The following is a 23,209-nucleotide window of genomic DNA, read 5'->3' as shown; positions in this document are numbered from 1 at the left end:
TTCAGCGGCTCAAAACAACTCCACCGCCCCCGCCTGCATCGACAACTGCGCCACCGGCTTGTGGGCCGGCACTCGCCAATCATCGTTGGCGGCTTCAGCCACTGGCGTCGGAGCAGGCTTCGGTGCGACATAGCTGGGTGCTGCGGCTGGCAGCGGCTGGCGGATCGGCTCCGGCCGAGCTTCGTTGACCAGCACGGCCTGCAGGCCGCGGGTTTCGTCGCCGATCTGGTGCAGGTGGCGGACGTGGACCAGGGCCGCGCCGAGTGCCTGGGTGGCGATGTCCTCGAACTGCAGGCAGCGCACGGCCTGGCCGACGGCGATGCCGATCTGTTCGCCGGCGGCGTGGGCTTCGCGGGCGCTGCCGGCAACGGCGACGTTGATCTCTTCGACCTGGGCCATCAGGCGGCCGACTTCGTTGCGGGCGTGGAGGCTCGCACCCATGTCGCGGGTCGCCATCTCGCCGACCGCTTCGCGGACCTTGGCGATCGAATCCTTGGAGCTGAACACCAGTTTGCGGATCTGTTCGTTGAAGCTGGTCGAGCGCTCGGACAGGTTGCGCACTTCCTCGGCGACCACGGCGAAACCGCGTCCGGCTTCACCGGCGCGTGCCGCTTCGATCGCTGCGTTCAGCGCTAGCAGGTTGGTCTGATCGGCGATGGTCTTCACATCACCGAGCAATTCGAAGATCGCATCCAGATGCTTGACCATCGCATCGATGTGCTGCACCGAGTTCGCGCTCTGCTTGCTGACGCCAGCGAGGATGTCGACCAGGCCTTCCATCAACTGGCTGGCCGTGCGGGCGAAGTGCTGCACGTCGACGCCATTGCCGCCGGCGCCGCTTTCGGCACGACTCAGGATGCGGCCGACGGCCGTTTCCTGAGCGCGGGATTGCTTGTTCATCTGCTCGAAGGCACTGCCGAGCGTGCGCACCGATTCGAGGATCAGCGTCCGCACTCGTTCGACTTCGTGCTGCACGCCGGCCGATTCGTTGACCAGGCCGCTGCGCAGTTCCTCAAGCAATTGCCGATGGTGTTGCAACTGGCCGTCGTGGATCGCTGCGAGCTGGCGCTGGTTGCCGGTGCTGCGCCGATTGCGCCAGGCGAATGCAGCCCAGCCGGCGACGACGAGCGCCCCGCCGATCCAGCTTGCCGCTGGCGTCGCCACCATCTGCAGCGCAGCGCCCACCACGGTGCCGGATAACGGCAGCAGCCAGGCTTGTTGATCGAGGGTGTTCATGTCGGAGGGTCCAGGTGAGCGGAATCAAGAATTCAACGAAAGGTTCATTGCAGGGTTATCGGCCGTAGAGGACAGGACTGGAGCGCCGCCAAGCACTCTCAAGCGGCCCGTCGATCAGTGCTGCATTGACGCAGTAACTCGGTGGCGATCGCATCGAGCGGCAGTACGCGATCGGCAGCGCCCAGCTTGAACGCGGCGCCGGGCATGCCCCAGACCACGCTGCTCGCTTCGTCCTGCACCACGGTCGAGGCGCCGACCTTGCGCATCTCCAGCAAGCCGCGCGCGCCGTCGTCACCCATGCCGGTCAGGATCGCGCCGACGGCATTGGCACCGGCGTGCTGGGCCACTGATTTGAACAGCACGTCGACGCTCGGCCGGTGGCGGTTTTCCGGCGGCGCATCGGTGAGCTTGCAGATGTAGCGGGCGCCATCGCGGCGCACTTCCAGATGGCGATCGCCGGGCGCGATGTAGGCGTGGCCGGGGACGATCTGCTGACCATCCCTGGCTTCGCAGACCGACATCGCCGAACTCCGATCCATGCGCGCCGCGAATGGCCCGGAGAACAGCGCCGGAATGTGCTGGGTGATGACGATGGCCGGCGAATCGGCCGGCATCCGTTCCAGCACTTCGCGGATCGCTTCGGTGCCGCCGGTCGAGGCGCCGATCGCGATCAGCTTTTCGGTGGTGCGGAAGATCCGCGACCCGCCTGCGGCAGCGGTGCGCGAGCCGCTCGGTGCCGGCATCCGGCCGCGGACCTTGGCGCGCGCCGCGATCTTGATCTTGGCGACCAGCTCCTCGGCATAGAGGCGCAGACCGGCCTGCACATCGATCTTCGGCTTGGTGACGAAATCGATCGCGCCGAGTTCCATCGCCTGCAAGGTCACTTCCGCGCCCTTCTCGGTCAGCGACGACACCATCACCACCGGCATCGGCCGCAGCCGCATCAGGTTCTCGAGGAAGCTCAGGCCGTCCATGCGCGGCATCTCGACATCGAGCGTCAGCACGTCGGGATTCAGCGCCTTGATCAGATCGCGGGCGATGTAGGGATCCGGCGCGGCGCCGACCACTTCCAGTTCGCGGTCGCCGGACAGCAGTTCGGTCAGCAACTGACGCATCAGCGCCGAGTCGTCGACGATCAGCACCTTGAGAATCTTGTTCGGGATTGCAGGCATCAGAAAAGCTCCACGCTGCCAGTGTTCGGGGATTCGGTGAGCTTGTGGCGGTACAAGCGCTCGCTGGCCAGCACTTCGGTGTCGTTGGCGGAAGCAAGGCGCTTGACCATCACGCGGCCGGTGAGCGGAAAGTAGTGAACCCGCCTCGGGCAGGTGTCGTACAAGTCCTGGGCCGCGACGCTCAGGCCTTCGGTGGCCAGATAGCGCAGCACGAACTCGCCGTTGCGCTTGCCGACATTGGAGACCGTGAAGCCGGCCAGCACCGCGCCGCCACCGAACAGCTTGGTTTCCAGACGGCTGCGCGCGGCACCGCGCTTCAGCAGTTCGTTGATCAGCATTTCCATCGCGTAAGAGCCGTAGCGCGCGCTTTCATTGGCGGCGCCGGCGTTCTCGATGTCCGGCAGCATGAAATGGTTCATGCCGCCGACCTTGGCCAGCGGATCGCGAATGCAGGCCGAGACGCAGGAACCGAGCACGGTCACCAGCATCACGTCGCGATCGGTCGCCACGTATTCGCCCGGCAGCACCTTCATCGCGTGGGCGCCGAACTTGGGGTCGAAATAGGTCGTCGGATCGGCGATCGCCTGCACCTTGTCGCGTACCTTGCGGATCGCGTACATGGCTAGCGGGCTGTCCGCCGGTACACGGTGCGGCCGATCGACGTGACAATGTCGGTGGCGTGGAAGAAGCTTTCCGAGTGGCCGGCGAAGAACAGGCCGTCCGGGCTCAGCAGCGGCGCGATCTTGCCGAGGATGTCGCGCTGCGTGGGCTTGTCGAAATAGATCATCACGTTGCGGCAGAAGATCGCGTCGAACGGGCCGCGCATCGGATAACGGGCATCGAGCAGATTCAGCGGCCGGAAGCTGATCATCTCGCGCAGCTCGTCGATGACCCGCACACGGCCGGCATTGGCGCCGGCACCGCGGCGAAAAAAGCGCCGCTTCTGGGCATCGTCGAGCTTGTCGACACGCTCCTCCGGATAGACGCCGGCCTGCGCGGTTTCCAGCACCTGGGTGTCGATGTCGGTGGCCAGGATCTTCACCGACGGCGTCAGCGAATCCAGCGCTTCGGCGGCGGTGATCGCCAGCGAATACGGCTCCTCGCCCGTCGAGGCCGCCGCGCACCAGATCTTGATCGGCGTCTGCCGACCACGCGCCTTCAAAAGTTCGGCGAGCACTTCGAAGTGATGCGCCTCGCGAAAGAACGAGGTCAGATTGGTGGTCAGCGCATTGGTGAACGCCTGCCATTCATCGGCATCGTTGCGTGCTTCCAGTTGATCGAGATAGGTCTTGAAGCTGTCGAGCGACAAGGCCCGCAGCCGCCGGCCCAGGCGGCTGTAGACCATGTCGCGCTTCGATTCCGACAGCGCGATGCCGGCCTTGGCGTGGATCAAGCTCCGCACGCGATCGAAATCGCGGGCGGTGAAGTTGAAGTCACGATCGTCCGTGGCTTCAACGCTATCGAGATGACTGGCTGCAAGGCTCATCGCAGGCGTCTCAGAACTCGGTCCACTGTTCGCCACCGGCGGCTCGTGCCGGTGCCGCAGCAGCAGCCGTACGACGCGGCGCCGGCTTCGGTCGCGCAGCGGCCCGCAGCGGCACGGTGGTGGTCATCGGGGCCGATGCGCGTGGCGATACTTCCGCATCGCGCTCGTTGACCCGGAAGCCCGCCACCGCTTCGCTCAAGCCATTGGCCTGCGCTTCCAGCGAACGGGCGGCGGCCGAGGCTTCCTCGACCAGCGCGGCGTTCTGCTGGGTCACTTCGTCCATCTGGGTGATGGTCTGGTTGACCTGCTCGATGCCCTGGCTCTGCTCCTGCGAAGCCGCGGAAATCTCGGCCATGATGTCGGTGACCCGCTTAACGCTGGTGACGATCTCTTCCATCGTCTTGCCGGCGTTCTCGACCAGGCGCGTGCCGTTGCCGACCTTCTCGACCGAATCGCCGATCAGGCTCTTGATCTCCTTCGCGGCACCGGCCGAACGCTGGGCCAGGCTACGCACTTCGGCAGCCACCACCGCGAAGCCTCGGCCCTGTTCACCGGCGCGTGCTGCTTCCACCGCGGCGTTAAGTGCCAGGATGTTGGTCTGGAAAGCGATGCCATCGATGACGCTGATGATGTCGACGATCTTCTTCGACGACGCCTGGATATCGCTCATCGTGCCGACCACTTCGCCGACCACCTTGCCGCCTCTGAGCGCGACATCCGATGCACCCAGCGCCAGCTGATTGGCCTGGCGGGCGTTCTCGGCGTTCTGCTTGACCGTCGAGGTCAGCTCTTCCATCGAGCTGGCGGTCTCTTCGAGAGAAGCGGCCTGCTGCTCGGTGCGCGCCGAGAGGTCACTGTTACCGCTGGCGATCTCCCGTGCCGCAGTGTTGATCGCTTCGGTGGAATCCTTGATCCGGGTGACGACGCTGGCCATGTTCTCGACCAGCGCGTTGACGCCGCCGCACAGTTCGCGGATCTGGCCGGACTTGTCGTCCAGCGGCACGCGCTGGGTGAGATCGCCTTCCTTCGCGGCGATCGCCACCGCCTGCGTCTGCTCCACTGCGCGGTTCAGCGCCAGCTGGGCATTGACCTGATCGGTGACATCGGTGGCGAAGATCGCCGCCTTGCAGGGCTTGCCGGCGAGATCGAGGATCGAGTTGTAGTTGGCCTGGAACCAGACCACCTTGCCGTCCTTGCCGATGCGCTTGAACTGGCCGTTCGGGCTGTCGCCGCGATTGATCCGGGCCACCAGCTCGCGGCCTTCGGCGAGCGCCTGCGGCGTCTGCTCCAGCAGCATGTCGTGATGACGGCCGATCAGGTCTTCGGCGGTGTAGCCGGTGGCGCGGCAGAAGTTGTCGTTGGCGAGGGTGATGGTGCCGTCGAGGGTCAGCTGGATCGCGCAGCGGGCGCGGTAGACGGCGGCCATCTGGCCGGCGGCATCGGTGTCCTTGACCTTCTGCGCGGTGATGTCGGTGGCGTACTTGATGACCTGGGTCGGACGGCCGGCGGCATCGACGATCGGGTTGTACGACGCGTTCAGCCAGATCTCGCGGCCATCCCGGCCGTAGCGGCGGTATTGGCCGGTTTCGGCTTCGCCGCGGCCGAGCTTTTCCCAGAACTGCTTGTACTCGGAGGAGCCGCGCAGCGCCGGGTCGACGAACATGCCGTGATGCTTGCCGACGATCTCGTCGAGCGCATAACCGGTGGCGTTGAGGAAGTTCTGATTGGCGTCGAGGACCTTGCCGTCGAGCGTGAACTTGATCACCGCCTGGGTCTTGGAGATGGCGTCGAGCTGGCTTTCGTAGACCGCGGCCTTGAGCTTGGCTTCGGTGATGTCGGTGGCGTACTTGACCACCTTCAGCGGCTTGCCGTCCGGCCCGATGATCGGGTTGTAGGTGGCCTGGATCCACACTTCGCGGCCGCCCTTGGCGATGCGCTTGTAGATGCCGCCATCGAATTCGCCGCGGCCCAGCTTGGTCCAGAACTGCGTGTATTCCGGGCTGTTGCGGGAAGCGGCATCGACGAACAGCGAATGATGCTGACCCTTGATCTCGTCCAGCCGATAGCCGAGCGCGTTGCAGAAGTTTTCGTTGGCGTGCACCACCTTGCCATCGAGGGTGAATTCGATCACCGCCTGAGCCTTGCTGATCGCGTTCAGCTGGCCTTCGTAATCGGCCGCCTGCATCTTCGCGGCGGTGATGTTGGTGGCGTACTTGACCACCTTGAACGGCCGACCGGACGGATCGAGGATCGGGTTGTAGCTGGCCTGGATCCAGACTTCACGGCCATCCTTGCCGATGCGCTTGTACTGGCCCGAGTCATACTCGCCGCGGCCGAGCTTGGCCCAGAAGTTCGCGTACTCCGCGCTGCCGCGGGTCAGCGGTTCGACGAACATCGAATGATGCTTGCCCACCACTTCATCGGCGCGATAGCCGAGTGCGTCGAGGAAGTTGTCGTTGGCCTGGACGATCTTGCCGTCCAGGGTGAATTCGATCACCGCCTGGGCCTTGCCGATGGCGTTCAGCTGGCCGGCGTAATCGGCGGCGCGCAATTTGGCATCGGTGATGTCGGTGGCGTACTTGACCACCTTGAACGGCCGGCCGGCCGGATCGAGGATCGGGTTGTAGCTGGCTTCCAGCCACAGTTCGCGGCCGCCCTTGCCGACCCGCCGGTACTGGCCCGCGTCGTACTCGCCACGGCCGAGCTTGACCCAGAACGCCGCGTACTCCGCACCGTTGCGCTCGGAGGTATCGACGAACATCGAATGGTGCTGGCCCTTGATCTCGTCCAGCCGGTAGCCTGTGGCCGCCAGGAAGTTGTCGTTGGCGTTGAGGATGCGGCCGTCCAGCGTGAATTCGATCACCGCCTGGGCCTTGCCGATCGCCGCGATCTGGCCATGGAAATCGGCCGCCTGCATCTTGGCTTCAGTGATGTCGGTGGCGTACTTGACGATCTTGTACGGCTTGCCCGAAGGATCGAGGATCGGGTTGTAGCTGGCCTGGATCCAGACTTCCCTGCCGTTCTTGCCGATCCGCCGGTACTGGCCGGCGTCGTACTCGCCACGGCCGAGCTTGTCCCAGAAGCTGCGATAGGTCTCGCTGTCCTTTTCGGCGGCGGTGACGAACAGGCTGTGGTGCTGGCCGCGCACTTCATCGAGCGTGTAGCCGACCGCCTTCAGGAAGTTGTCGTTGGCGTGGATGATCTTGCCGCTGGTCGAGAATTCGATCACTGCCTGTGACTTGCCGATGGCCGACAACTGGCCTTCGTAGTCCGCGGCTTTCAGCTTGGCTTCGCTGATGTCGGTGGCGTACTTGACCACCTTGAAGGCCTTGCCGTCCGGGCCGTAGATCGGGTTGTAGGAAGCCTGCAGCCACAGCTCGCGGCCACCCTTGCCGACACGGCGATACTGGCCGGCGTCGTACTCGCCACGGCCGAGCTTTTCCCAGAACAGGCGGTAGTCGATCGAGCTCTTCTGCTCCGCCGTCACGAACATCGAATGGTGCTGGCCGCGCACTTCCTCGATCGTGTAGCCGACCGTTTTCAGGAAGTTGTCATTGGCCTGGATGACCTTGCCGCCCAGGGTGAATTCGATCACCGCCTGAGCCTTGCCGATGGCGTTCAGCTGGCCTTCGTAATCGGCCGCCCTGATCTTCGACTCGGTGATGTCGGTGGCGAACTTGACCACCTTGACCAGCTGGCCGTCCGGGCCGTGGACCGGGTTGTAGGTAGCCTGGATCCAGACCTCGCGGCCGCCCTTGGCGATGCGCCGGTACTGGCCGGAATCGAAATTGCCCTTGCCGAGCTTTTCCCAGAACAGCCGGTAGTCGATGCTGGCGCGCTCTTCCGGCGTCACGAACAGCGAATGATGCTGGCCGACGATCTCGTCGAGTCGGTAGCCGGTCAGCGCCAGGAAATTCTGGTTCGCGGTCAGCACCTGGCCGTCGAGCGTGAACTCGATGACCGCCTGCACCTTGTCGATCGCCTCGATGCGGCTGGCGTAATCGGCGATCCGCTTGCGATCGGCTGAGCGGGAGAACAGGGAGTCGAGGAGTTTCATGAGTCGGGTCCTGAATGAGAGACAGGGACAGGTGTCGTCGGGTTTCTGCAATTCCGGTTCCCGCGCGTGGTGCCGGGAAACAGGCTTATTGGGATGCTGGTTCGGGGTGTTACTGGAGTGCTTGCGACTGCGCTTCGGGGCCGGCCATCAGCGCCATGTCGGCGCCGGACAGCAGCTTTTCGATGTCGATCAGGATCAGCATTCGCTGATCGAAGGCGCCGAGGCCGGTGATGAAGCGGGCGTTCACCGCGCTGCCGAATTCCGGCGCCGGTCGTATCTGTTCGGGAGTCAATTGCATGACGTCGGAAACACCGTCGACGACCATGCCGACGACTCTGCGCGCGACGTTCAGGATGATCATCACCGTGAACGAGTTGTACTCGACCTTGCCGAGCCGGAACTTGATCCGCATGTCGATCACCGGAACGATGGTGCCGCGCAGATTGATCACGCCCTTGATGAAATCCGGCGCATCGGGAATGCGGGTCACGGTGTCGTAGCCGCGAATCTCCTGAACCTTGAGGATGTCGACGCCGTATTCCTCGTCGCCCAGCGTGAAGGTCAGAAACTCATTGGGCTGACCGTTGCCATCGGCCTGTGCGTTGATCGTGGCGTAGTCGCCTGCTGCAGTGTTCATGGGATGACTCTCGGGATGCTGTGGGTGGAGTGCCAAGGCTGGCGTCGCAAGTTCTTCAGGCCGCAGCCGCCACCTGACTGGACTGGCTGGACAGCCGCACGATGGCGCCGACGTCGATGATCAGAGACACCCGGCCATCGCCGAGAATCGTCGCGCCGGAGACGCCGCGAACCCGGCGGTAATTCGCTTCCAGACTCTTGATCACCACCTGCTGCTGGCCGACCAGTTCATCGATCTGCATCGCCAGCTTCCGGCCTTCGGATTCGACGATGACCACGATCGCCTCCGAAGGCAGGCGGCGCTGGCCCGGCAGGCCGAACCACTCGCGCAGATCCATCAGCGGCAGATATTCGTTGCGCACGCGGACCACAGTGCCCTGCCCGGCCATGCGCTTGACCTGCTCCGGCAGCGGCTGCAGCGATTCGATCACCGAGCCCAGCGGCAGGATGTAGACGTCGTCGCCAACGGCGACCGACATGCCATCGAGAATGGCCAGGGTCAGCGGCAGACGGATGATCACCCGCGTGCCGCTGCCAGCCGGCGATGACAGATCCACCGATCCGCCGAGCGCCTGGATGTTGCGCTTGACCACGTCCATGCCGACGCCGCGGCCGGAGACATCGGTGACCTGCTCGGCGGTCGAGAAACCCGGCGCGAAGATCAGCTGCCAGACCTCGGCATCGGCCATCGTCTCGCTGCAGGCAATGCCCTTCTCCTGCGCCTTGGCGAGGATGCGGGCGCGATCCAGACCACGGCCATCGTCGGACACTTCGATGACGATGTTGCCGCCCTGGTGCGACGCGCTGAGGCGAATGGTGCCGGTGACGTCCTTGCCCTTGGCGATGCGATCGGCCGCTGTTTCCAGACCATGATCGAGACTGTTGCGGACCAGATGATTGAGCGGATCGGTAATCTTCTCGATCACCGATTTATCGAGTTCGGTCTGCTCGCCAACGGTGACCAGACGCACCTGCTTGTTGAGCTTGGTGGCGAGATCGCGCACCACTCTCGGGAAGCGGCTGAACACTGCTTCCATCGGCAGCATCCGCGTTGCCATCACCGCTTCCTGCAGCAGCCGCGTGTTGCGATCGAGCTGGGACAAGCCGTTGAGCAGCTTTTCGTACTGCACCGGGTCGAGATCGGCGGCGCGCTGGGTCAGCATCGCCTGGGTGATCACCAGCTCGCCGACCAGGTTGATCAGCGCATCGATCTTCTCGGTGCCGACTCTGATCGAACCGGCATCACCCTGTCGCGGTGCTCCAGCATTCGGCGGGCTTGCCGGCTCGGCCGACTTGACCAGCGCCAGTGCTGGCTTGCCCGGCTCGATGCCGACCACCGCTTCTGCAAGGGCCGGAGCATCGATGTTGACGGCAGCAGCCAGTGGCTCGATGAGCAGCCGGCATTCGTCCTCGACCCAGGAAAACAGTTCCTCCACTTCACCACGCGTGGCATCGCCATGCAGGCGCAAGGTCCAGGCGAGATAGCAGGATTCGGCGTCGGCATCCGCGAACGAAGGCAGGCCGGCGGTATCGACTTCGACCTCCATCGGCCCCAGCGCATCGAGCCCGCGGATGATCCGCAGCGGATCGTTGCCGCTGCGAAACAGATCGGTCTTCGGTTCGAAGCGGATCAGCCAGCCGCTCGGCGCGGCGACGATTACCGGCTTGATGGCGGCGACCACGGCCGGCGCTTCTCCCGCCAGCGCCAGCGCGATTTCGGCTTGCGTCGAAGAGACTGCGGCCGCGTCGAACGCGGTGCCGTCACGCGCCGCGCCGAGCAGGCCGCGCAGCACGTCGACGACTCTCAGCAGCAGATCGACATCGGCCTTGGTGACCTGGCGCTTGCCGCTGCGCATCTGGTCGAGCAGGGTTTCCACGCCATGCGTGTAGTCGGCGACGCTGGCGAAGCCGAAGGTCGCGGCACCGCCCTTGATCGAGTGGGCAGCCCTGAAGATGGTGTTGATCGTTTCCGCATCGGCGGCGGAGATGTTCAGCGCCAGCAGCGCCTGCTCCATCACATCGAGCCCTTCGAAGCTTTCCTCGAAGAAACTCTTGTGGAAGCGTTCGAGATCAATGCTCACGGGCATGACCTCGACTCGCTGTCACGGAAGGACGAAGGGTTCTGGGTCATGGGCCTGTCTCGTTCGCTGCCGGCAGCAGGTGGCGCTGGCGAAAGCGCCTCGGGCGCCGTCGCAAAGCATGTTCTGCAGGCAAGCAGGCAAGCCCTGTTCCAGAGCACGAAGACAAATCCTTGACGCAATGGGGAAACTGAAATCAGTGCAGAACAAGCTTGTATCGGCCGCTCGGTCTATCCAATAGCGCAGCACAAAAGCCCTCTCACCTTGCGGGAGAGGGTTGGGAGAGGGATCGAAAACCTGCGTTAAGCTTGCCGGCCAGAGCCTTTCTGTGTCGGGGCTTGTACCGGACCCTGGGTCCGGTCCCATCCTTCACTCATGTCGAGTCCCATCACTCCTCCTGCTGATCATCGCTGGCTAGGTCCTGGCGAACTTGCGCGCGAAGCAAAGACCTCCATCAAGGCGCTTCGCGTTTATGAAAAGGCGGGACTGCTCACGCCCGATCGTCGCGAAGGTGGCTGGCGGTTTTACGGGCCGGCACACGTCGCGCGCCTGCATCAGATTCTGGCGCTGAAGACCCTCGGCCTGTCGCTGAAACAGATTGGCGAGATGCTCGACCGCGACGGTCTCGCCATCGGCCAGATCATGGATCTTCAGGCCAGACACTTGGCGTCGATCATCCGCACCGCCCGCAATCAGCTGAAACGGGTTCAGCAGGCACGCGATCAGTTTGCGACCAGCGGCGAAGTGTCAGCGCAGTTGCTGCTCGAACTGGCGCGTGATCTCGCCCCTCTGCCGGCGAGCGACTTGAAGACCCTACGTACGGCGATCGAGGCAGCGGCCTGCGATGAAAGCGAGCAGGCGGCCGTGCGCGCCATCGTGAACCAGTCTGTCGCCGACGGGGTTACGGAAGCGGAGATCGGCGAGTTGCTCGGCGAGGCAGCCATTGCCGCCGCGGATGGCGATCCCGGCTCCGACAGGGCTCGTGCGCTGGCGGATCGTTGGCTGGTGCTTGCCGCTGCGCTCGACATCCCAGGTGCCGACACCGCGGAAGCCGCCGCACTTCGCCGCGTCGTGATCCGCATAACCGCCGATCCCGCCTTGGCCGAAACGCTGGTATTCCTCCGCTCCGCCATCAATCTGCGGATCAAATCGCCTGAGAAAGGTTGAACTATGCGCATGCGCTCGCTTTTTGCCGCCTTGCTGATGCTCGGCACAGTATCTTTACCAGCCCTCGCTACCGGCGAGACGATCTATACGGGCGTCACCATCCTCGATCCGCTGACCAAACATCGGCTCCCGGACCGCTACGTAGTCGTTCTCGGGGAACGCATCGAGACTATCGGGCAGGGTCGTGTGCCTCGCCGCTACGCCGGGGCTGCGCGCGCCAAAATGACGGGGCGTTTCGCAATGCCCGGACTGTTCGACACGCACGCGCACATCACGCTTGGTCCGGTGACACCGCAGGTCAATGATGGTGCGGTCAGCCTGATGGTTGCCGGAAGCGACGCGATCACCCGCCACGATGCGCTGATGCTGCTGGCAGCTGGCGTGACAACGATCCGCGATCCGGGCGGCGATACCGCCCGCGCTGTCGCCTATCGCGATGCGGTCAAAGCTGGACGCCTACGTGGGCCGGAGGCGAAGGTCGCGGGAGCAGTCATCGATCGATCCGCCTTTCCCGTGCGTGGTCTCGTCGATCGTGTCGACGATACGCATGATGTTGCCGGCTATGTGCAGGCCCAAGCCCGCGCCGGGGTCAACTATGTGAAGCTCTACGAGGCTCTGACACCGAGCGACTTGGCGTCCGGCATCCAGGCCGCCAATGCCGCTGGCGTCACCACGATCGCGCATCTGGGTGACGTGAGTTGGGCAGAGGCGGCGAGGCTGGGGATCGACTCACTGGTGCACGCCATGCCGATCTCGCCGTACCTCCTGCCGTCCGACAGGCGTGCGGCCTACCTCGCGCAGCGTCGTCCCGGCCCCTATGCCTTCTTCGAATGGTACGAGCAGGCCGATCTTGACGGCCCCGAAATCACCACCATGATCCGGACGGTCGCGGAGAAGCGCATCCCGGTGGATGCGACGCTCATCGCCTTCAACCTCGCCTTCCATGGTGACGACCTCGCCTATCGCGACCGGGACGTGGCATGGGCCTATCCGGCGATGGTCGAGAACTGGAAGACTGCGTTCCGCTTCGATCTCGGCTGGAAATCGGACGATTACACACGGGCTCAGGCCGTGTGGCCCAAGGTTCAGCGGTTTGTGCGGATGCTGCATGAGGCTGGCGTACCCCTGACGATCGGAACCGACATGAACAATCCATTCGTGGCCCCCGGCGTCAGCGTCGCACGCGAGGCGGAATTGCACGTCGCGGCCGGCATCCCGGCTTGGGACGTGCTGCGGATGGCGACGTCGAACGCGGCGCACCTTCTGAAGCTGGATGACCGGACAGGACGCCTGCAATCGGGGATGGAAGCCGACATTCTATTTCTCGATGCCGATCCGTCGATCGACATCCATGCCCTGTCCCAAGTCACAGGCGTCGTAGAGAACGGTCGTTATCATCGGCCAGCGGATCTGAAGGCGGAGGCGAAGCGGTGATCGCCATGGCTGTTGCCCTGATAGCCGCCTCGACGGCTTCGCCATCTGTCTGCCGTGACGGCGAAACGGCAGATAGCGCAGTGAGCGCGGTCTACGACCTTGTGTCCGTGCCAGCAGGCGGAACCTGGGATTGGGATCGGATTGGCGGGCTGTTCGTCGACCAAGGCGTTTTTGTCACGATGATGCCCGGTGCCAGCAACGCCCCGATGATCAAAGCCGATCTCTCCACGCTACGCACACAGACGCAGGAGGTCTATGGCCGGTCCGGCTTCATCGAACGCGAGTACAAGCGCGAGACGCGTATTTTCGGCGACATCGCCTCGATCTACAGTAGTTTCCAGATCGCCGTTCCTGCGAATGAAGGCCGCCCGCTCGCGCGGGGGCTGCACCATTTCCAGTTGGTCCGGTCGCGGGGCTGCTGGCGCATCGTCAGCAACATCTCCCAGATCGAGGGCAGCGGGTGGCAGCTTCCGGCTGCGTTCGCGACCAAGCGTTCCGGACGATGAAACTCGAAGAACAGATCATCGACAAGATGGCGCGGGCACGCTGCGACATGAAAAGGGTTTTTTGAAGTTCTGAAACCCTTTCCCGCGATGAGAGAGGGAGACTATCTAAAACGCTTCTCTCAGCTCAAAACCCGCTGAATCGTCGCAATCAACTGATCCGGATTGAACGGCTTCACCAGCCAGCCCGTGGCACCCGCAGCCTTGCCTTCAGCCTTCTTTTCCGGCGTCGATTCGGTGGTCAGCATCAGCAGTGGCGTGAACTTGTAGTCGGCCAGGGTGCGCAGGTTCTTGACCAGGGTCAGGCCGTCCATGTTCGGCATGTTGACGTCGGCCAGCACCAGGCGGAATTTCTCGGTCTGCGCCAGCTTCAGCGCCACCGCGCCGTCTTCGGCTTCGGCCACGTCGTAGCCGGCGGCCTTCAGGGTAAACGCCACCATCTGGCGCATCGAGGCGGAATCATCGACGGCAAGGACGCGCTGGCTCATGAGGGATCAACCTGGAGTAGTGAGGCAAGGCCGAGCACTTTCGCGGCGGCCTGCAAGGAAGTGGAGGGATCGCGCCAGACGGTGGCGCGGCCGGCGGCCTGGCGGCTGCGGCAGAACATCAGCAGCAGCTGCAGGCTGGCGGTGTGCAGGCGCTGCACGTCGCCGGCGGCGAACACCACCGGCTCGGCATCGTCGATGCAGGCGGCCAGTTGTTCGCGTAGCGCCGCGGTCTGCTCGATGCCGAGGTCGGCGTCGAGCTTCAGCGCTTGCCGGACGGCCGTCTTCGGCGCGCGTCTGGCGGCTTTCGGACGATGGGGGACGGCATGTTCGGCCGCTGCTGCGTTCATGGCTTGATCTCTCGGATTGCAAGCTCTTCAGGCAAGTCCTGTTCCTCGGGCCGGTGTCGGCTTATCGGCGTCATGCGGCATGGGCCAGCGGAGATTCAAGTGCGGCAACCAGGCGATCGGCATCGAGCAAGGTCAGCATTTCGCCCGGCCGGCTGAGCACGCCGAGCACGGCGGACGCGGCTGCTGTCTTCGGACCGCCGGTGACTGGCGCCGGCTTGATCGCGGCATCGGCAATGCGGCGCACGTCGACGACACGATCGACGCGCAAGCCCACCGGTTCGCGTCTCGACTCGCTCTGGCCATCGCCCTTGCAATCGACGATCACGCAGCAGACCGGGGCATCGAGCACTCGCGGCGCCAGGCCGAGGCGGCGGCGCAGATCGATCATCGTGACGATCGAGCCGCGCAGATTGATGACGCCCAGAATCACGCTCGGCGCGCCGGGCACCGATTCGATTTCGGCATCGGCCAGCACTTCCTGCACCTTGAGAATCTCCAGGCCGTAGAGCTGGCCGGCGAGTTCGAAGGTGACCCAGCGGTTGGAGGCGTCCTGAGCGGGGCGGATGTTCATCGTGAGGTCTCGGAAGCGGGTGCCAAGGTGGCAGCGGCAAGGTCTTGATCGGCTTTCGGCCGAGCACTACCGAACTCGATGGCGCGATCGATGGCCGGGGCGAGTTGCTGTGCAAGCGGTGTCGCGGTCGGATCACTGGCATCGCCGTCATCGAAAGCGGCGGTGATCGTCGGTGGCTCGGTGCGCGGGATGACGATCAGCACGCGGCGGTTGCGGTTGCGGCCATCGGCGCTGTCGTTCGAGGCCAGCGGCCGGTATTCGCCGAAGCCGGCCACGCTCATCCGTACCGGCGCGATGCCCTGCCCCATGAACAACGCCACCACGCTCGCCGCGCGCGCCGAAGACAGCTGCCAGTTCGAGGGATAGGCAACCGTCGCGATCGGCAGATCATCGGTATGGCCTTCGACTCTGATGCTGTTCGGGAACGGTTCCAGGATCGCCGCCAGCCGCGCCAGCACCGGCCGTGCGGCGGTGGAGACATCGGCGACGCCACTGGCAAACAGGATGTCGGTACCGATCTCGATTTCCAGCGCCAGCTCGGTGCGGCGCACGCGGATCAGGTTCTTGTCGATCAGATCGACCATCGCCTTGTGCACCTGATCGGCCATCAACTGCAGTTCGCCAGCCGGCTTGCCGGTGGACAGCACTTTCAGCGGCGGCGTGGTCATCTTCGGCAGCGGCTTGATAAGTGCCGGCTTGTCACCCCGCGGTGGCTGATCGCCGATCTGGATCGGCTGTGCCGCGCGTGGCTTGCCGCCGAAGGCTTCGTTGAGCGAATCGGACAGCACTCTGTACTTGCCCTCGTTGACCGAAGACATCGAATACAGCACCACGAACAGCGCCAGCAGCAGGGTCACCAGATCGCCATAGGGGATCGCCCAGGCTTCGTGGTTGGCGTGTTCCTCGTGTCCTCGCTTGCGGGCCATGTCTGCCGCGCCTAGTGAAGAAAGCCCGACAGCTTCACTTCGATGTTCCGCGGGTTCTCGCCGTTGGAAATCGAGATCAGGCCTTCGATGATCATTTCCTGGGTGCGGACCTGATCGGCCACCGCGGCCTTCAGCTTCGAGGCCATCGGCAGGAAGAACAGGTTGGCGGAGGCGATGCCGTAGATGGTGGCGACGAACGCCGCGGAAATGCCGTGGCCTAGCTTCGAGGGATCGTTGAGGTTCTGCATCACCGCCATCAGGCCCATCACCGCACCGATGATGCCGAGGGTCGGCGCATAGATGCCCATGCCTTCCCAGACCTTGGCGCCGGCGAGATCGAAGTGCTCGCGCGTCGATACCGATACTTCGAGGGTCGAGCGGATCACTTCCGGCTCGGCACCGTCGACCAGCATCTGCAGACCCTTCCTGATAAACGGATCGGTCTCGCTGTTCACCGCGCCTTCGAGCGCCAGCAGGCCCTGCTTGCGGGCGCTGTTGCTCCATTCGACGATCTTGGCGATCAGCGCCGGGCCATCGGCATGCGGTGGCTTGAACACCCATTTGGCCATCTGCATGCCGCGCTTGAAGGTCGCCATCGGCGTGTGCATGGTGATCGCCGCCAAGGTGCCGACGATGACGATCACGAACGCTGCCGGCCCCCAGAGTGCGGCGACGCCGCTGCCCTTGAGGATCGAGCCGCCGATCAGCGCGATCATCGCCAGCACGAAACCGATGATGCTCAGGAAATCCATCAGAACACCGGCGTGCCGTGCAGGCGTGTCGACCAGGCGCGCACCAGGCCGGGGAAATCGACGATCAAGGCGACGCGGCCTTCACCGGTCACCGTCGCACCGGCCAGACCGGCGAGCCCGCGCAGGCCGAGGCCGAGCGGCTTGATCACCACTTCCTCGCGCGCCTTCACGGTATGGACGATGAAGCCGTAGCGCTCGCCATTCGCTTGGGCGACGACGACATGGCGCGGCGCGTCACTGGACGGGCCCTGCGAATTGCTCCACTGCTGCAGATCGATCAACCGCAGGGTGGTGTTGCGGTAGAGCACTGCCTGCCACTGATCGAGCCGACGCAGGCGGGTTTCATCGAGCGCGAAGACATCGAAGACATCGGCCAGCGGCAGCGCCAGCAGACGCTGGCCGACCGCGACCATCAGCGCCGGCAGGATCGCCAGGGTCAGCGGCACGCGCAGCTTCACGCAGCTGCCCTGGCCGATCTTCGATTCGATGCTGACGCTGCCATTGAGCGCCACGATCTTCGACTTGACCACGTCCATGCCGACACCGCGGCCGGACAGATCGGAGACCTGTTCCTTGGTCGAGAAGCCGGCCATGAACACCAGCTGCAGGCATTCATCGCTGGTCAGGCGGGCGGCGAGTGTTGCCTCCATCAAGCCCTTCTCGACGACCTTCCTTCGCAGCTTTTCCGGATCGATGCCGGCGCCGTCATCGCGCACTGAAATCAGGATGTGATCGCCCTGGGCAACGGCAGCGAGCACCAGCTTGCCGATCGCCGGCTTGCCCGCCGCCGCGCGAGCCGCCGGCAGTTCGATGCCGTGATCGACGCTGTTGCGCACCATGTGCACCAACGGATCGGCCAGCGCTTCGACGAGATTCTTATCGAGATCGGTGTCTTCGCCGATCAGCTCGACATCCACCTGCTTGCCGAGGCCGCGCGCGACATCGCGCGCCAGCTTGGGAAACTTCGAGAACACTTTCTTGATCGGCTGCATGCGGATCTTCATCACCGCGTCCTGCAGGCTCCGAGTGATGTGATCGAGCTCGCCGACGCTCTTGGCGAAGGCTTCGGCGGTCGCATGCTTGCCGCGCAAGGTCTTCAGCCGGTTGCGCACCAGCACCAGCTCGCCGACCAGATTCATCATCTGGTCGAGACGGGTGGTGTCGACTCTCACCGTGGTTTCGGCCGTTGGCGCGGTGCTGTTCTCTCCTCTCCCGGGGGGAGAGGGCTTTGCGTGCACTTCAGTTGCTGGCTTCGCTTTTACAGAATCAAAACCCTGCACAACGACGGGAATCGCCGCCCCCGGCGCGCCGTTGCCGTGGTACAGGTCCAGCAATTTTTCGAATTCGTCTTCGCTGATCGTGTCCGACGCCGGCGCTGCACTGACGGCCTGCACCGGAGCGGTGCCATGCAGTTGGTCCAGCAGCGCTTCGAACTCGTCATCGGAAATCCCGTCTGGATCAGCGACCGGATCGGCAGCGGGCGCGGCCTTCGCGGGCTTGCGTGCCTTCGGCTTCGGCGCCACAGCTTTCGGCGCGACCACCGCGGCAGGCGGAAGCGTTTTGGCATGGGCGCGCAATGCGGCGAGCAGTGCTTCGGGTGCCGGCGTCGGCTCATTGCCGGCGGCAACCTCGGCCATCATCGACACCAGCTGATCGAGCGACTGCATGGTCGCGTCCATCAGCTCCGGCGTCATCTGCCGCTGGCCGGCGCGCAGCATGCCGAACACCTCCTCGGCGATGTGGCAGAGGGCGACCATCGCCGTCAGGTTCAGAAATCCGGCGCCGCCCTTCACGGTGTGGAAGGCGCGGAATACGGCGTTCAGCAGCTCGCGATCATCCGGCGTCCGTTCCAGATCGACGAGCTGTTCGCCAAGCCGGTCCAGCAGTTCGCCGGCCTCGATGAGGAAGTCGGCCCGGATGTCGTCGTCAATCCCGCTCATGGTCTGATCTTTCCGGGAGTCCGATCAGAAGCCCAGCTCGGCGAGCAGGGCATCGGCGTCCTGCTGGCTCTGGCCTCCGCTGCTCAGGCCTGGCACTGCCGGGCCTGCGAGCTCGCCGTTGGCATTCGCGGTCGGCGATGCCGGCACCCGCTGGCCTTCGTTGGTCGCGCGCAGCAAGGTGATCAAGGCACCTTCGATGTTGTGCACCAGGGTAATCACGCGGCGGATCACCTGGCCGCTCAGGTCCTGATATTCCTGCGCCTGGGCGATGGTCGAGAAGTGGCCGCGCAGGCCTGCCCCGATCTCGCGCATCGTGTGCTCGACCTGATCGATGTCATTGGCCACGGTCAGCGCCCTGAACGGCTGCTGGCTGACCATCGGCAGACGCTCGCGAATATCGTCGAGCGACACGACGCAACCATTCAGACGATCGAGCAGCACGCGGCTGTCGTCGCAGACATCGAGCGTGCGATGAGCGGCGTCCTCGCCGAGCTTGACCACGTAATCGAGCCGCAGGCAGGCATCCGGCAATTCGCTGCCGGCCAGCTGCTGCAGACGATCATCGAAGTTCAGATCCTTGACCGCCTGATGCAGCTCGCGAGTCAGCTTGGCGAGGTTGACGAACAGGCCTTCCTCGCGCAGCCGCATCAGCTGGTTCAGGCGCGCTTCGAACAGCCCCTGATCGTCGGCTTCGAGCGCCGACAGCAGCTCGCGCAGCCGGCCGATGTATTCGGCGCGATCGGGAATCGTCGGCGTTTCGCGCTCGACGGTCCTCGTGTGGAGGTTGACCACAACGGCGCTCACGCGGCTTGCTCGAACCGCTGAAAGATCTTGTCGAGCTTTTCCTTCAGAGTCAGCGCCGTGAACGGCTTGATGATGTAGCCGTTCACGCCGGCCTTGGCGGCGTCGATGATCTGGTCGCGCTGGGCTTCGGCGGTGACCATCAGCACCGGCAGGCTTTTCAGCTTGTCGTCGCCGCGGATCGCGCGCAGCAGGTCGATGCCGGTCATGCCCGGCATGTTCCAGTCGGTGACCACGAAATCGAAGCCGCCGGCCTGCAGCATCGGCCAGGCGGTCTTGCCGTCATCGGCCTCGGCGGTGTTGGTGTAGCCGAGATCGGTGAGCAGGTTCTTGACGATGCGGCGCATCGTCGAGAAGTCATCGACGATCAGGATCTTGAGGTTCTTGTCCATGCGGGCTGGCTCGGGTTCAGTTGACGGGTATTGCGCTGCGGCGCTTGCGGGGTGCGGCTTCGCTGCGGCTGTCGCGCCATTGGCTCAAGCGGGCGCGCAATCGGAGTAGCGCCTGGCCGTGCAGCTGGCAGACGCGGGATTCGGTGACGTCGATGACCTGGCCGATTTCGCGCAGGTTCAGCTCTTCGTCGTAGTACAGGGACATGACCAGCTTTTCGCGTGGCGGCAGTTCGCCGATGGCCACCGTCAGCGCAGTCATGAACGCGGCCTGTTCGACGGCGTCGTACGGCGTGGCGGCGCTGTCGGCGACTTCGTAATCGCGATCGTCGTCGTCATCGTTGGCAGAGCCGTGCATCGACAGCACCTGGCACTGCGTGGCATCGCGAACGATCTCGTGGTACTCGCTCAGGGACGCACCGATCTTTTCGGCGATCTCCGAGTCACGCGCTTCGCGGCCGGATTCCTGTTCGATCGCGCGGATCGCCGAGGACACCGCGCGCATGCGCCGATGCACCGAGCGCGGCGCCCAGTCACCGCGGCGCAGCTCGTCGACCATCGCGCCGCGAATGCGGATGCCGGCATAGGTTTCGAAACTGGCGCCGCGATCGCCGCTGTAGTGACGTGCGGCTTCGATCAGGCCGATGGTGCCGGCCTGCACCAGATCATCGGTATCGACGCTGGCCGGCAGGCGCGCGGCCAGATGCCAGGCGATGCGCTTGACCAGATCGAGATGCTGGCTGACCAGCGCCGCTTCGTTGACCACGGCCGCGCCGCTGCTGCGGGCATAGGCCTGCACCGGAGGCATGGCGGTCATGACGCAACTCCGGCCAGCGCTGGCGTCGCCAGACGCGGCAGCGGCGAATGGACCAGACGCTCGACGAAGAATTCGAGGTTGCCGCGGGCGCCAGTCGGCATGCCCCAGCTATCGGCCTTGCGGGCGAGCTGGCGGAACGCTTCGGACGCCGGGCAGTTCGGATAGGCCTCGACCACCGTGCGCTGGCGGCGCACCGCGCGCTTCAGCCAGTCATCGTTCGGAATGCCGCCGATGAAGCTCAAGGTGATATCGAGGAAACGCTCGGCGACCCGGCGCAGGCTTTCGTAGACGCTCTGCGCTTCACCGGCATCGCGGACCATGTTGGCCAGCACCTGCACGCGCTCGACACCGTGATCGCGGTTCAGCACCTTGATCAGCGCGTAGGCATCGGTCAGCGAGGTCGGATCGCCGGTGACCACGACGATCACTTCCTGCGACGCCTGGCTGAAGGTGATCACCGAATCGGCGATGCCGGCCGCGGTGTCGATGATCAGCACGTCGAGCGGCCGATCAAGCTCGGAGAACGCCCGCACCAGGCCGGCATGTTCGACCGCACTCAGCTCGGCCATGTGCCGCTTGCCGCTCGATGCCGGCACGATCATCACGCCGGCCGGGCCGATCATCAGCGTGTCTTCGAGGCGGCACTTGCCTTCCAGCACGTGGGCCAGGTTGTAGCTCGGCTGCAGGCCGAGCATCACATCGATATTGGCCAGGCCCAGATCGCCGTCGAGCAGCATCACCTGACGGCCGGCGAGTGCCATCGACACCGCGAGGTTGACCGAGACGCTGGTCTTGCCGACGCCACCCTTGCCGCTGGTGACCGCGATCACCCGCACCGGCTGGGCCGGCTTCAGGCGACGCAGGCCGGCAGCCTGATCGAGTACCGGCGACGTGCCTTGACTGGAGAGTTCGAGCTTAGACATGCGCCTGAACTCCTCCGTCGAAACCAGGGGTGAAACCTGGGGCCATGCTCGATGCAAAGCGCATGGCCATCGTTTCTTCATCGATATCCATCGGGGTGGCTCGGGCGAGTTGTTGGGCACGGATGACCAGCTGATCGGCGCGGGCTACCTGCAGGTCTTCAGGCACGCGCTGACCGTCGGTCACATAGGCAATCGGCAACTGGTGGCGAATGGCTGCGCTCAGTGCGCCGCCAATCCGCGTGGTTTCGTCGAGCTTGGAAATGACGCAGCCGGCGATCCTGCTTCCAGGACCGATACCACCGAAGCGGCGCACCACGTCGTCCTGATCGCCGGACTGGCTGGTGGCGGCAATGGTCAGGAAGACTTTCAGGCGGGTACTGGCCTGGTTGAGCATCTGCACCTGCTGCTCCAGCGCGTTGTCGCGCGGGCTCATGCCGACCGTGTCGATCAGCACCAGCTTGCGATCGGAAAGCTTGGCCAGCGTGTCGCGCAGGCTCTGCTGCGGCGTCACCGTGTAGACCGGCACGCCGAGCAGGCGGCCGTACGTGTAGAGCTGTTCGGCGGCGCCGATGCGGTAGTGATCCATGGCCACCAGTGCGATGTCGCGCAGGCCGTGAGCTTCGGCGTAGCGGGCGGCGAGCTTGGCGATGGTGGTGGTCTTGCCGACGCCGGTCGGGCCGACGAGGGCGACGACGCCGCCTTCGAGCACGGCATCGTGCGGGGCTACCGGAATGCGCCGGGCGAGCAGACCCAGCGGCAGGAAGCGGGCGCGTTCGGCGCTGGTGGTTTCCGGCAGTTGTTCGGCGATCTCGCGAGCCAGCGGCGCATCGAGGCCGAGATCGGTCAGCGTCTTCAGCACCGTGTAGCGCTGCGGATGATGGCGGCGCAGATCGTTCCAGGCCATGCCGGCCAGCTGCTCCTGCAGCATCCGGCGCATGCCGCCCAATTCCAATTGCATGGCGCGCTGCAGCTCGACGAATTCATGGGACGCGAGCGCAGCGCCCGGCTGGGCGCTGACCGCGAAGGCCTGATTGCCGGACTGCCCGTAGTTCAGAGAAACGGGGCTCAGAGAAGCAGCCTGGCTGCGCGGCATGGGGCTGTTGATCGGGGCGGCCGCATGGCTGCTGATCGGCGTCGATGGCCATGCTGCCGGTGCCGCTTCGGGTTCGCCGAAATCGGCCAGCAGGATGTCCAGCGGCACGCGATCGCTGCCCGGTGCCGGCGTCATCAGGGGCCCAGGATTGGATTCGGCTTTCGGCTCCGGCAGCGGTGGCTCGACGGCATCCGCCGGCTGTGCGCCGCGGCGCAGCGACTGCTGCATCAGCGCTTCGTCGTAATCGACGGCAGCCACCACTTCGATGCCGCCCTGCACGCGACGATTCGACAGGATCACCGAATCCGGCCCCTGCTCTTCGCGAACCATGCGGATGGCCTCACGCATGTTCTTCGCCACGAACCGCTTGATCTTCATCGGTCAAAGACTCCG

Annotated in this window: 21 protein-coding genes; 3 read left to right on the top strand and 18 right to left on the bottom strand. The window is 64.7% G+C overall.

Annotated features, from left to right (window positions below):
- Window positions 1-9: 9 nt before the first annotated feature.
- The 7 genes from G513_RS26170 to G513_RS0101530 all read right to left on the bottom strand — a co-directional run bounded on the left by G513_RS26170 (window position 10) and on the right by G513_RS0101530 (window position 10,668).
- The gene (locus G513_RS26170) at window positions 10-1,236 is read right to left on the bottom strand and encodes a methyl-accepting chemotaxis protein (RefSeq protein WP_022975072.1); all 1,227 of its coding nucleotides are present in this window, start codon (window positions 1,234-1,236) and stop codon (window positions 10-12) included.
- Between the two features lie 98 nt (window positions 1,237-1,334).
- Complete coding sequence (locus G513_RS0101555; protein ID WP_022975071.1) at window positions 1,335-2,408, bottom strand: protein-glutamate methylesterase/protein-glutamine glutaminase; 1,074 nt, start codon at window positions 2,406-2,408, stop codon at window positions 1,335-1,337.
- The gene (gene cheD / locus G513_RS0101550) at window positions 2,408-3,028 is read right to left on the bottom strand and encodes a chemoreceptor glutamine deamidase CheD (RefSeq protein WP_022975070.1); all 621 of its coding nucleotides are present in this window, start codon (window positions 3,026-3,028) and stop codon (window positions 2,408-2,410) included. Before cheD ends, G513_RS0101555 begins: the two co-directional genes overlap by 1 nt.
- 2 nt (window positions 3,029-3,030) lie before the next feature.
- Window positions 3,031-3,894, bottom strand: a complete 864-nt coding sequence (locus G513_RS0101545; RefSeq protein ID WP_022975069.1) for a CheR family methyltransferase — start codon at window positions 3,892-3,894, stop codon at window positions 3,031-3,033.
- Window positions 3,895-3,904: 10 nt separating this feature from the next.
- Window positions 3,905-7,951, bottom strand: a complete 4,047-nt coding sequence (locus G513_RS26165) for a methyl-accepting chemotaxis protein (protein ID WP_022975068.1) — start codon at window positions 7,949-7,951, stop codon at window positions 3,905-3,907.
- Between the two features lie 109 nt (window positions 7,952-8,060).
- Window positions 8,061-8,588, bottom strand: a complete 528-nt coding sequence (locus G513_RS0101535) for a chemotaxis protein CheW (protein WP_028475009.1) — start codon at window positions 8,586-8,588, stop codon at window positions 8,061-8,063.
- 55 nt (window positions 8,589-8,643) lie between these two features.
- Window positions 8,644-10,668 carry a chemotaxis protein CheW gene (locus G513_RS0101530; RefSeq protein ID WP_028475008.1) on the bottom strand — a complete coding sequence of 675 codons (2,025 nt, stop codon included), beginning with the start codon at window positions 10,666-10,668 and terminating at the stop codon, window positions 8,644-8,646.
- A gap of 372 nt (window positions 10,669-11,040) precedes the next feature.
- Between G513_RS0101530 and G513_RS0101525 the strand changes: the two genes are divergently transcribed.
- Genes G513_RS0101525 through G513_RS0101515 form a run of 3 tightly spaced genes read left to right on the top strand, consistent with a single transcriptional unit; the run spans window position 11,041 to window position 13,772 of the window.
- The gene (locus tag G513_RS0101525) at window positions 11,041-11,832 is read left to right on the top strand and encodes a MerR family transcriptional regulator (protein ID WP_022975065.1); all 792 of its coding nucleotides are present in this window, start codon (window positions 11,041-11,043) and stop codon (window positions 11,830-11,832) included.
- A 3-nt stretch (window positions 11,833-11,835) separates the two neighbouring features.
- Window positions 11,836-13,266 (top strand): amidohydrolase family protein, encoded by a 1,431-nt coding sequence (locus G513_RS0101520; protein ID WP_022975064.1) that lies wholly within the window; start codon window positions 11,836-11,838, stop codon window positions 13,264-13,266.
- Entirely contained in the window at window positions 13,263-13,772 is a 510-nt protein-coding gene (locus G513_RS0101515; protein ID WP_022975063.1) for a hypothetical protein, read from the top strand. The genes G513_RS0101520 and G513_RS0101515 overlap by 4 nt, the downstream gene beginning before the upstream one ends.
- A 119-nt stretch (window positions 13,773-13,891) precedes the next feature.
- Here the strand turns inward: G513_RS0101515 and G513_RS0101510 are convergent, their stop codons facing one another.
- The 11 genes from G513_RS0101510 to flhF all read right to left on the bottom strand — a co-directional run bounded on the left by G513_RS0101510 (window position 13,892) and on the right by flhF (window position 23,194).
- A complete protein-coding gene (locus G513_RS0101510; protein ID WP_022975062.1) occupies window positions 13,892-14,257 on the bottom strand; it encodes a response regulator in 366 nt (121 codons plus the stop codon).
- A complete protein-coding gene (locus tag G513_RS0101505; RefSeq protein ID WP_022975061.1) occupies window positions 14,254-14,604 on the bottom strand; it encodes an STAS domain-containing protein in 351 nt (116 codons plus the stop codon). The genes G513_RS0101510 and G513_RS0101505 overlap by 4 nt, the downstream gene beginning before the upstream one ends.
- Window positions 14,605-14,674: 70 nt before the next feature.
- Window positions 14,675-15,175 carry a chemotaxis protein CheW gene (locus G513_RS0101500; protein WP_022975060.1) on the bottom strand — a complete coding sequence of 167 codons (501 nt, stop codon included), beginning with the start codon at window positions 15,173-15,175 and terminating at the stop codon, window positions 14,675-14,677.
- A complete protein-coding gene (gene motD / locus G513_RS0101495) occupies window positions 15,172-16,101 on the bottom strand; it encodes a flagellar motor protein MotD (RefSeq protein ID WP_022975059.1) in 930 nt (309 codons plus the stop codon). Before motD ends, G513_RS0101500 begins: the two co-directional genes overlap by 4 nt.
- Window positions 16,102-16,112: 11 nt before the next feature.
- Window positions 16,113-16,853 carry a flagellar motor protein gene (locus tag G513_RS0101490; protein WP_022975058.1) on the bottom strand — a complete coding sequence of 247 codons (741 nt, stop codon included), beginning with the start codon at window positions 16,851-16,853 and terminating at the stop codon, window positions 16,113-16,115.
- Window positions 16,853-18,793 carry a chemotaxis protein CheA gene (locus G513_RS0101485; protein WP_022975057.1) on the bottom strand — a complete coding sequence of 647 codons (1,941 nt, stop codon included), beginning with the start codon at window positions 18,791-18,793 and terminating at the stop codon, window positions 16,853-16,855. The genes G513_RS0101490 and G513_RS0101485 overlap by 1 nt, the downstream gene beginning before the upstream one ends.
- Window positions 18,794-18,817: 24 nt before the next feature.
- On the bottom strand, window positions 18,818-19,597 hold the full coding sequence (locus tag G513_RS0101480; RefSeq protein ID WP_022975056.1) for a protein phosphatase CheZ: 780 nt from the start codon (window positions 19,595-19,597) through the stop codon (window positions 18,818-18,820).
- Entirely contained in the window at window positions 19,594-19,986 is a 393-nt protein-coding gene (locus tag G513_RS0101475) for a chemotaxis response regulator CheY (RefSeq protein ID WP_022975055.1), read from the bottom strand. Before G513_RS0101475 ends, G513_RS0101480 begins: the two co-directional genes overlap by 4 nt.
- Window positions 19,987-20,002: 16 nt before the next feature.
- Complete coding sequence (locus G513_RS0101470; protein ID WP_028475005.1) at window positions 20,003-20,791, bottom strand: RNA polymerase sigma factor FliA; 789 nt, start codon at window positions 20,789-20,791, stop codon at window positions 20,003-20,005.
- Window positions 20,792-20,796: 5 nt separating this feature from the next.
- The gene (locus tag G513_RS20805) at window positions 20,797-21,723 is read right to left on the bottom strand and encodes a MinD/ParA family protein (RefSeq protein ID WP_022975053.1); all 927 of its coding nucleotides are present in this window, start codon (window positions 21,721-21,723) and stop codon (window positions 20,797-20,799) included.
- Window positions 21,716-23,194 (bottom strand): flagellar biosynthesis GTPase FlhF, encoded by a 1,479-nt coding sequence (gene flhF / locus G513_RS20800; RefSeq protein ID WP_022975052.1) that lies wholly within the window; start codon window positions 23,192-23,194, stop codon window positions 21,716-21,718. Before flhF ends, G513_RS20805 begins: the two co-directional genes overlap by 8 nt.
- Window positions 23,195-23,209 lie beyond the last annotated feature (15 nt).

It is taken from the genome of Nevskia ramosa DSM 11499 (genome assembly GCF_000420645.1).
Taxonomy (GTDB): Bacteria; Pseudomonadota; Gammaproteobacteria; order Nevskiales; family Nevskiaceae; genus Nevskia; species Nevskia ramosa.
This window is presented reverse-complemented; position numbering and strand designations above follow the sequence as displayed.

Bases quoted from the DNA above. Each gene is read 5' to 3' on its own strand.
- G513_RS0101520 (WP_022975064.1), top strand. From the start codon at position 11,836: ATGCGCATGCGCTCGCTTTTTGCCGCCTTGCTGATGCTCGGCACAGTA.
- G513_RS0101475 (WP_022975055.1), bottom strand. From the start codon at position 19,986: ATGGACAAGAACCTCAAGATCCTGATCGTCGATGACTTCTCGACGATG.
- G513_RS0101490 (WP_022975058.1), bottom strand. From the start codon at position 16,853: ATGGATTTCCTGAGCATCATCGGTTTCGTGCTGGCGATGATCGCGCTG.
- G513_RS26165 (WP_022975068.1), bottom strand. From the start codon at position 7,951: ATGAAACTCCTCGACTCCCTGTTCTCCCGCTCAGCCGATCGCAAGCGG.
- G513_RS0101525 (WP_022975065.1), top strand. From the start codon at position 11,041: ATGTCGAGTCCCATCACTCCTCCTGCTGATCATCGCTGGCTAGGTCCT.
- G513_RS0101510 (WP_022975062.1), bottom strand. From the start codon at position 14,257: ATGAGCCAGCGCGTCCTTGCCGTCGATGATTCCGCCTCGATGCGCCAG.
- G513_RS0101470 (WP_028475005.1), bottom strand. From the start codon at position 20,791: ATGCCTCCGGTGCAGGCCTATGCCCGCAGCAGCGGCGCGGCCGTGGTC.
- G513_RS0101500 (WP_022975060.1), bottom strand. From the start codon at position 15,175: ATGAACATCCGCCCCGCTCAGGACGCCTCCAACCGCTGGGTCACCTTC.
- flhF (WP_022975052.1), bottom strand. From the start codon at position 23,194: ATGAAGATCAAGCGGTTCGTGGCGAAGAACATGCGTGAGGCCATCCGC.
- cheD (WP_022975070.1), bottom strand. From the start codon at position 3,028: ATGTACGCGATCCGCAAGGTACGCGACAAGGTGCAGGCGATCGCCGAT.
- G513_RS0101555 (WP_022975071.1), bottom strand. From the start codon at position 2,408: ATGCCTGCAATCCCGAACAAGATTCTCAAGGTGCTGATCGTCGACGAC.
- G513_RS0101535 (WP_028475009.1), bottom strand. From the start codon at position 8,588: ATGAACACTGCAGCAGGCGACTACGCCACGATCAACGCACAGGCCGAT.
- motD (WP_022975059.1), bottom strand. From the start codon at position 16,101: ATGGCCCGCAAGCGAGGACACGAGGAACACGCCAACCACGAAGCCTGG.
- G513_RS20805 (WP_022975053.1), bottom strand. From the start codon at position 21,723: ATGTCTAAGCTCGAACTCTCCAGTCAAGGCACGTCGCCGGTACTCGAT.
- G513_RS0101545 (WP_022975069.1), bottom strand. From the start codon at position 3,894: ATGAGCCTTGCAGCCAGTCATCTCGATAGCGTTGAAGCCACGGACGAT.
- G513_RS26170 (WP_022975072.1), bottom strand. From the start codon at position 1,236: ATGAACACCCTCGATCAACAAGCCTGGCTGCTGCCGTTATCCGGCACC.
- G513_RS0101505 (WP_022975061.1), bottom strand. From the start codon at position 14,604: ATGAACGCAGCAGCGGCCGAACATGCCGTCCCCCATCGTCCGAAAGCC.
- G513_RS0101485 (WP_022975057.1), bottom strand. From the start codon at position 18,793: ATGAGCGGGATTGACGACGACATCCGGGCCGACTTCCTCATCGAGGCC.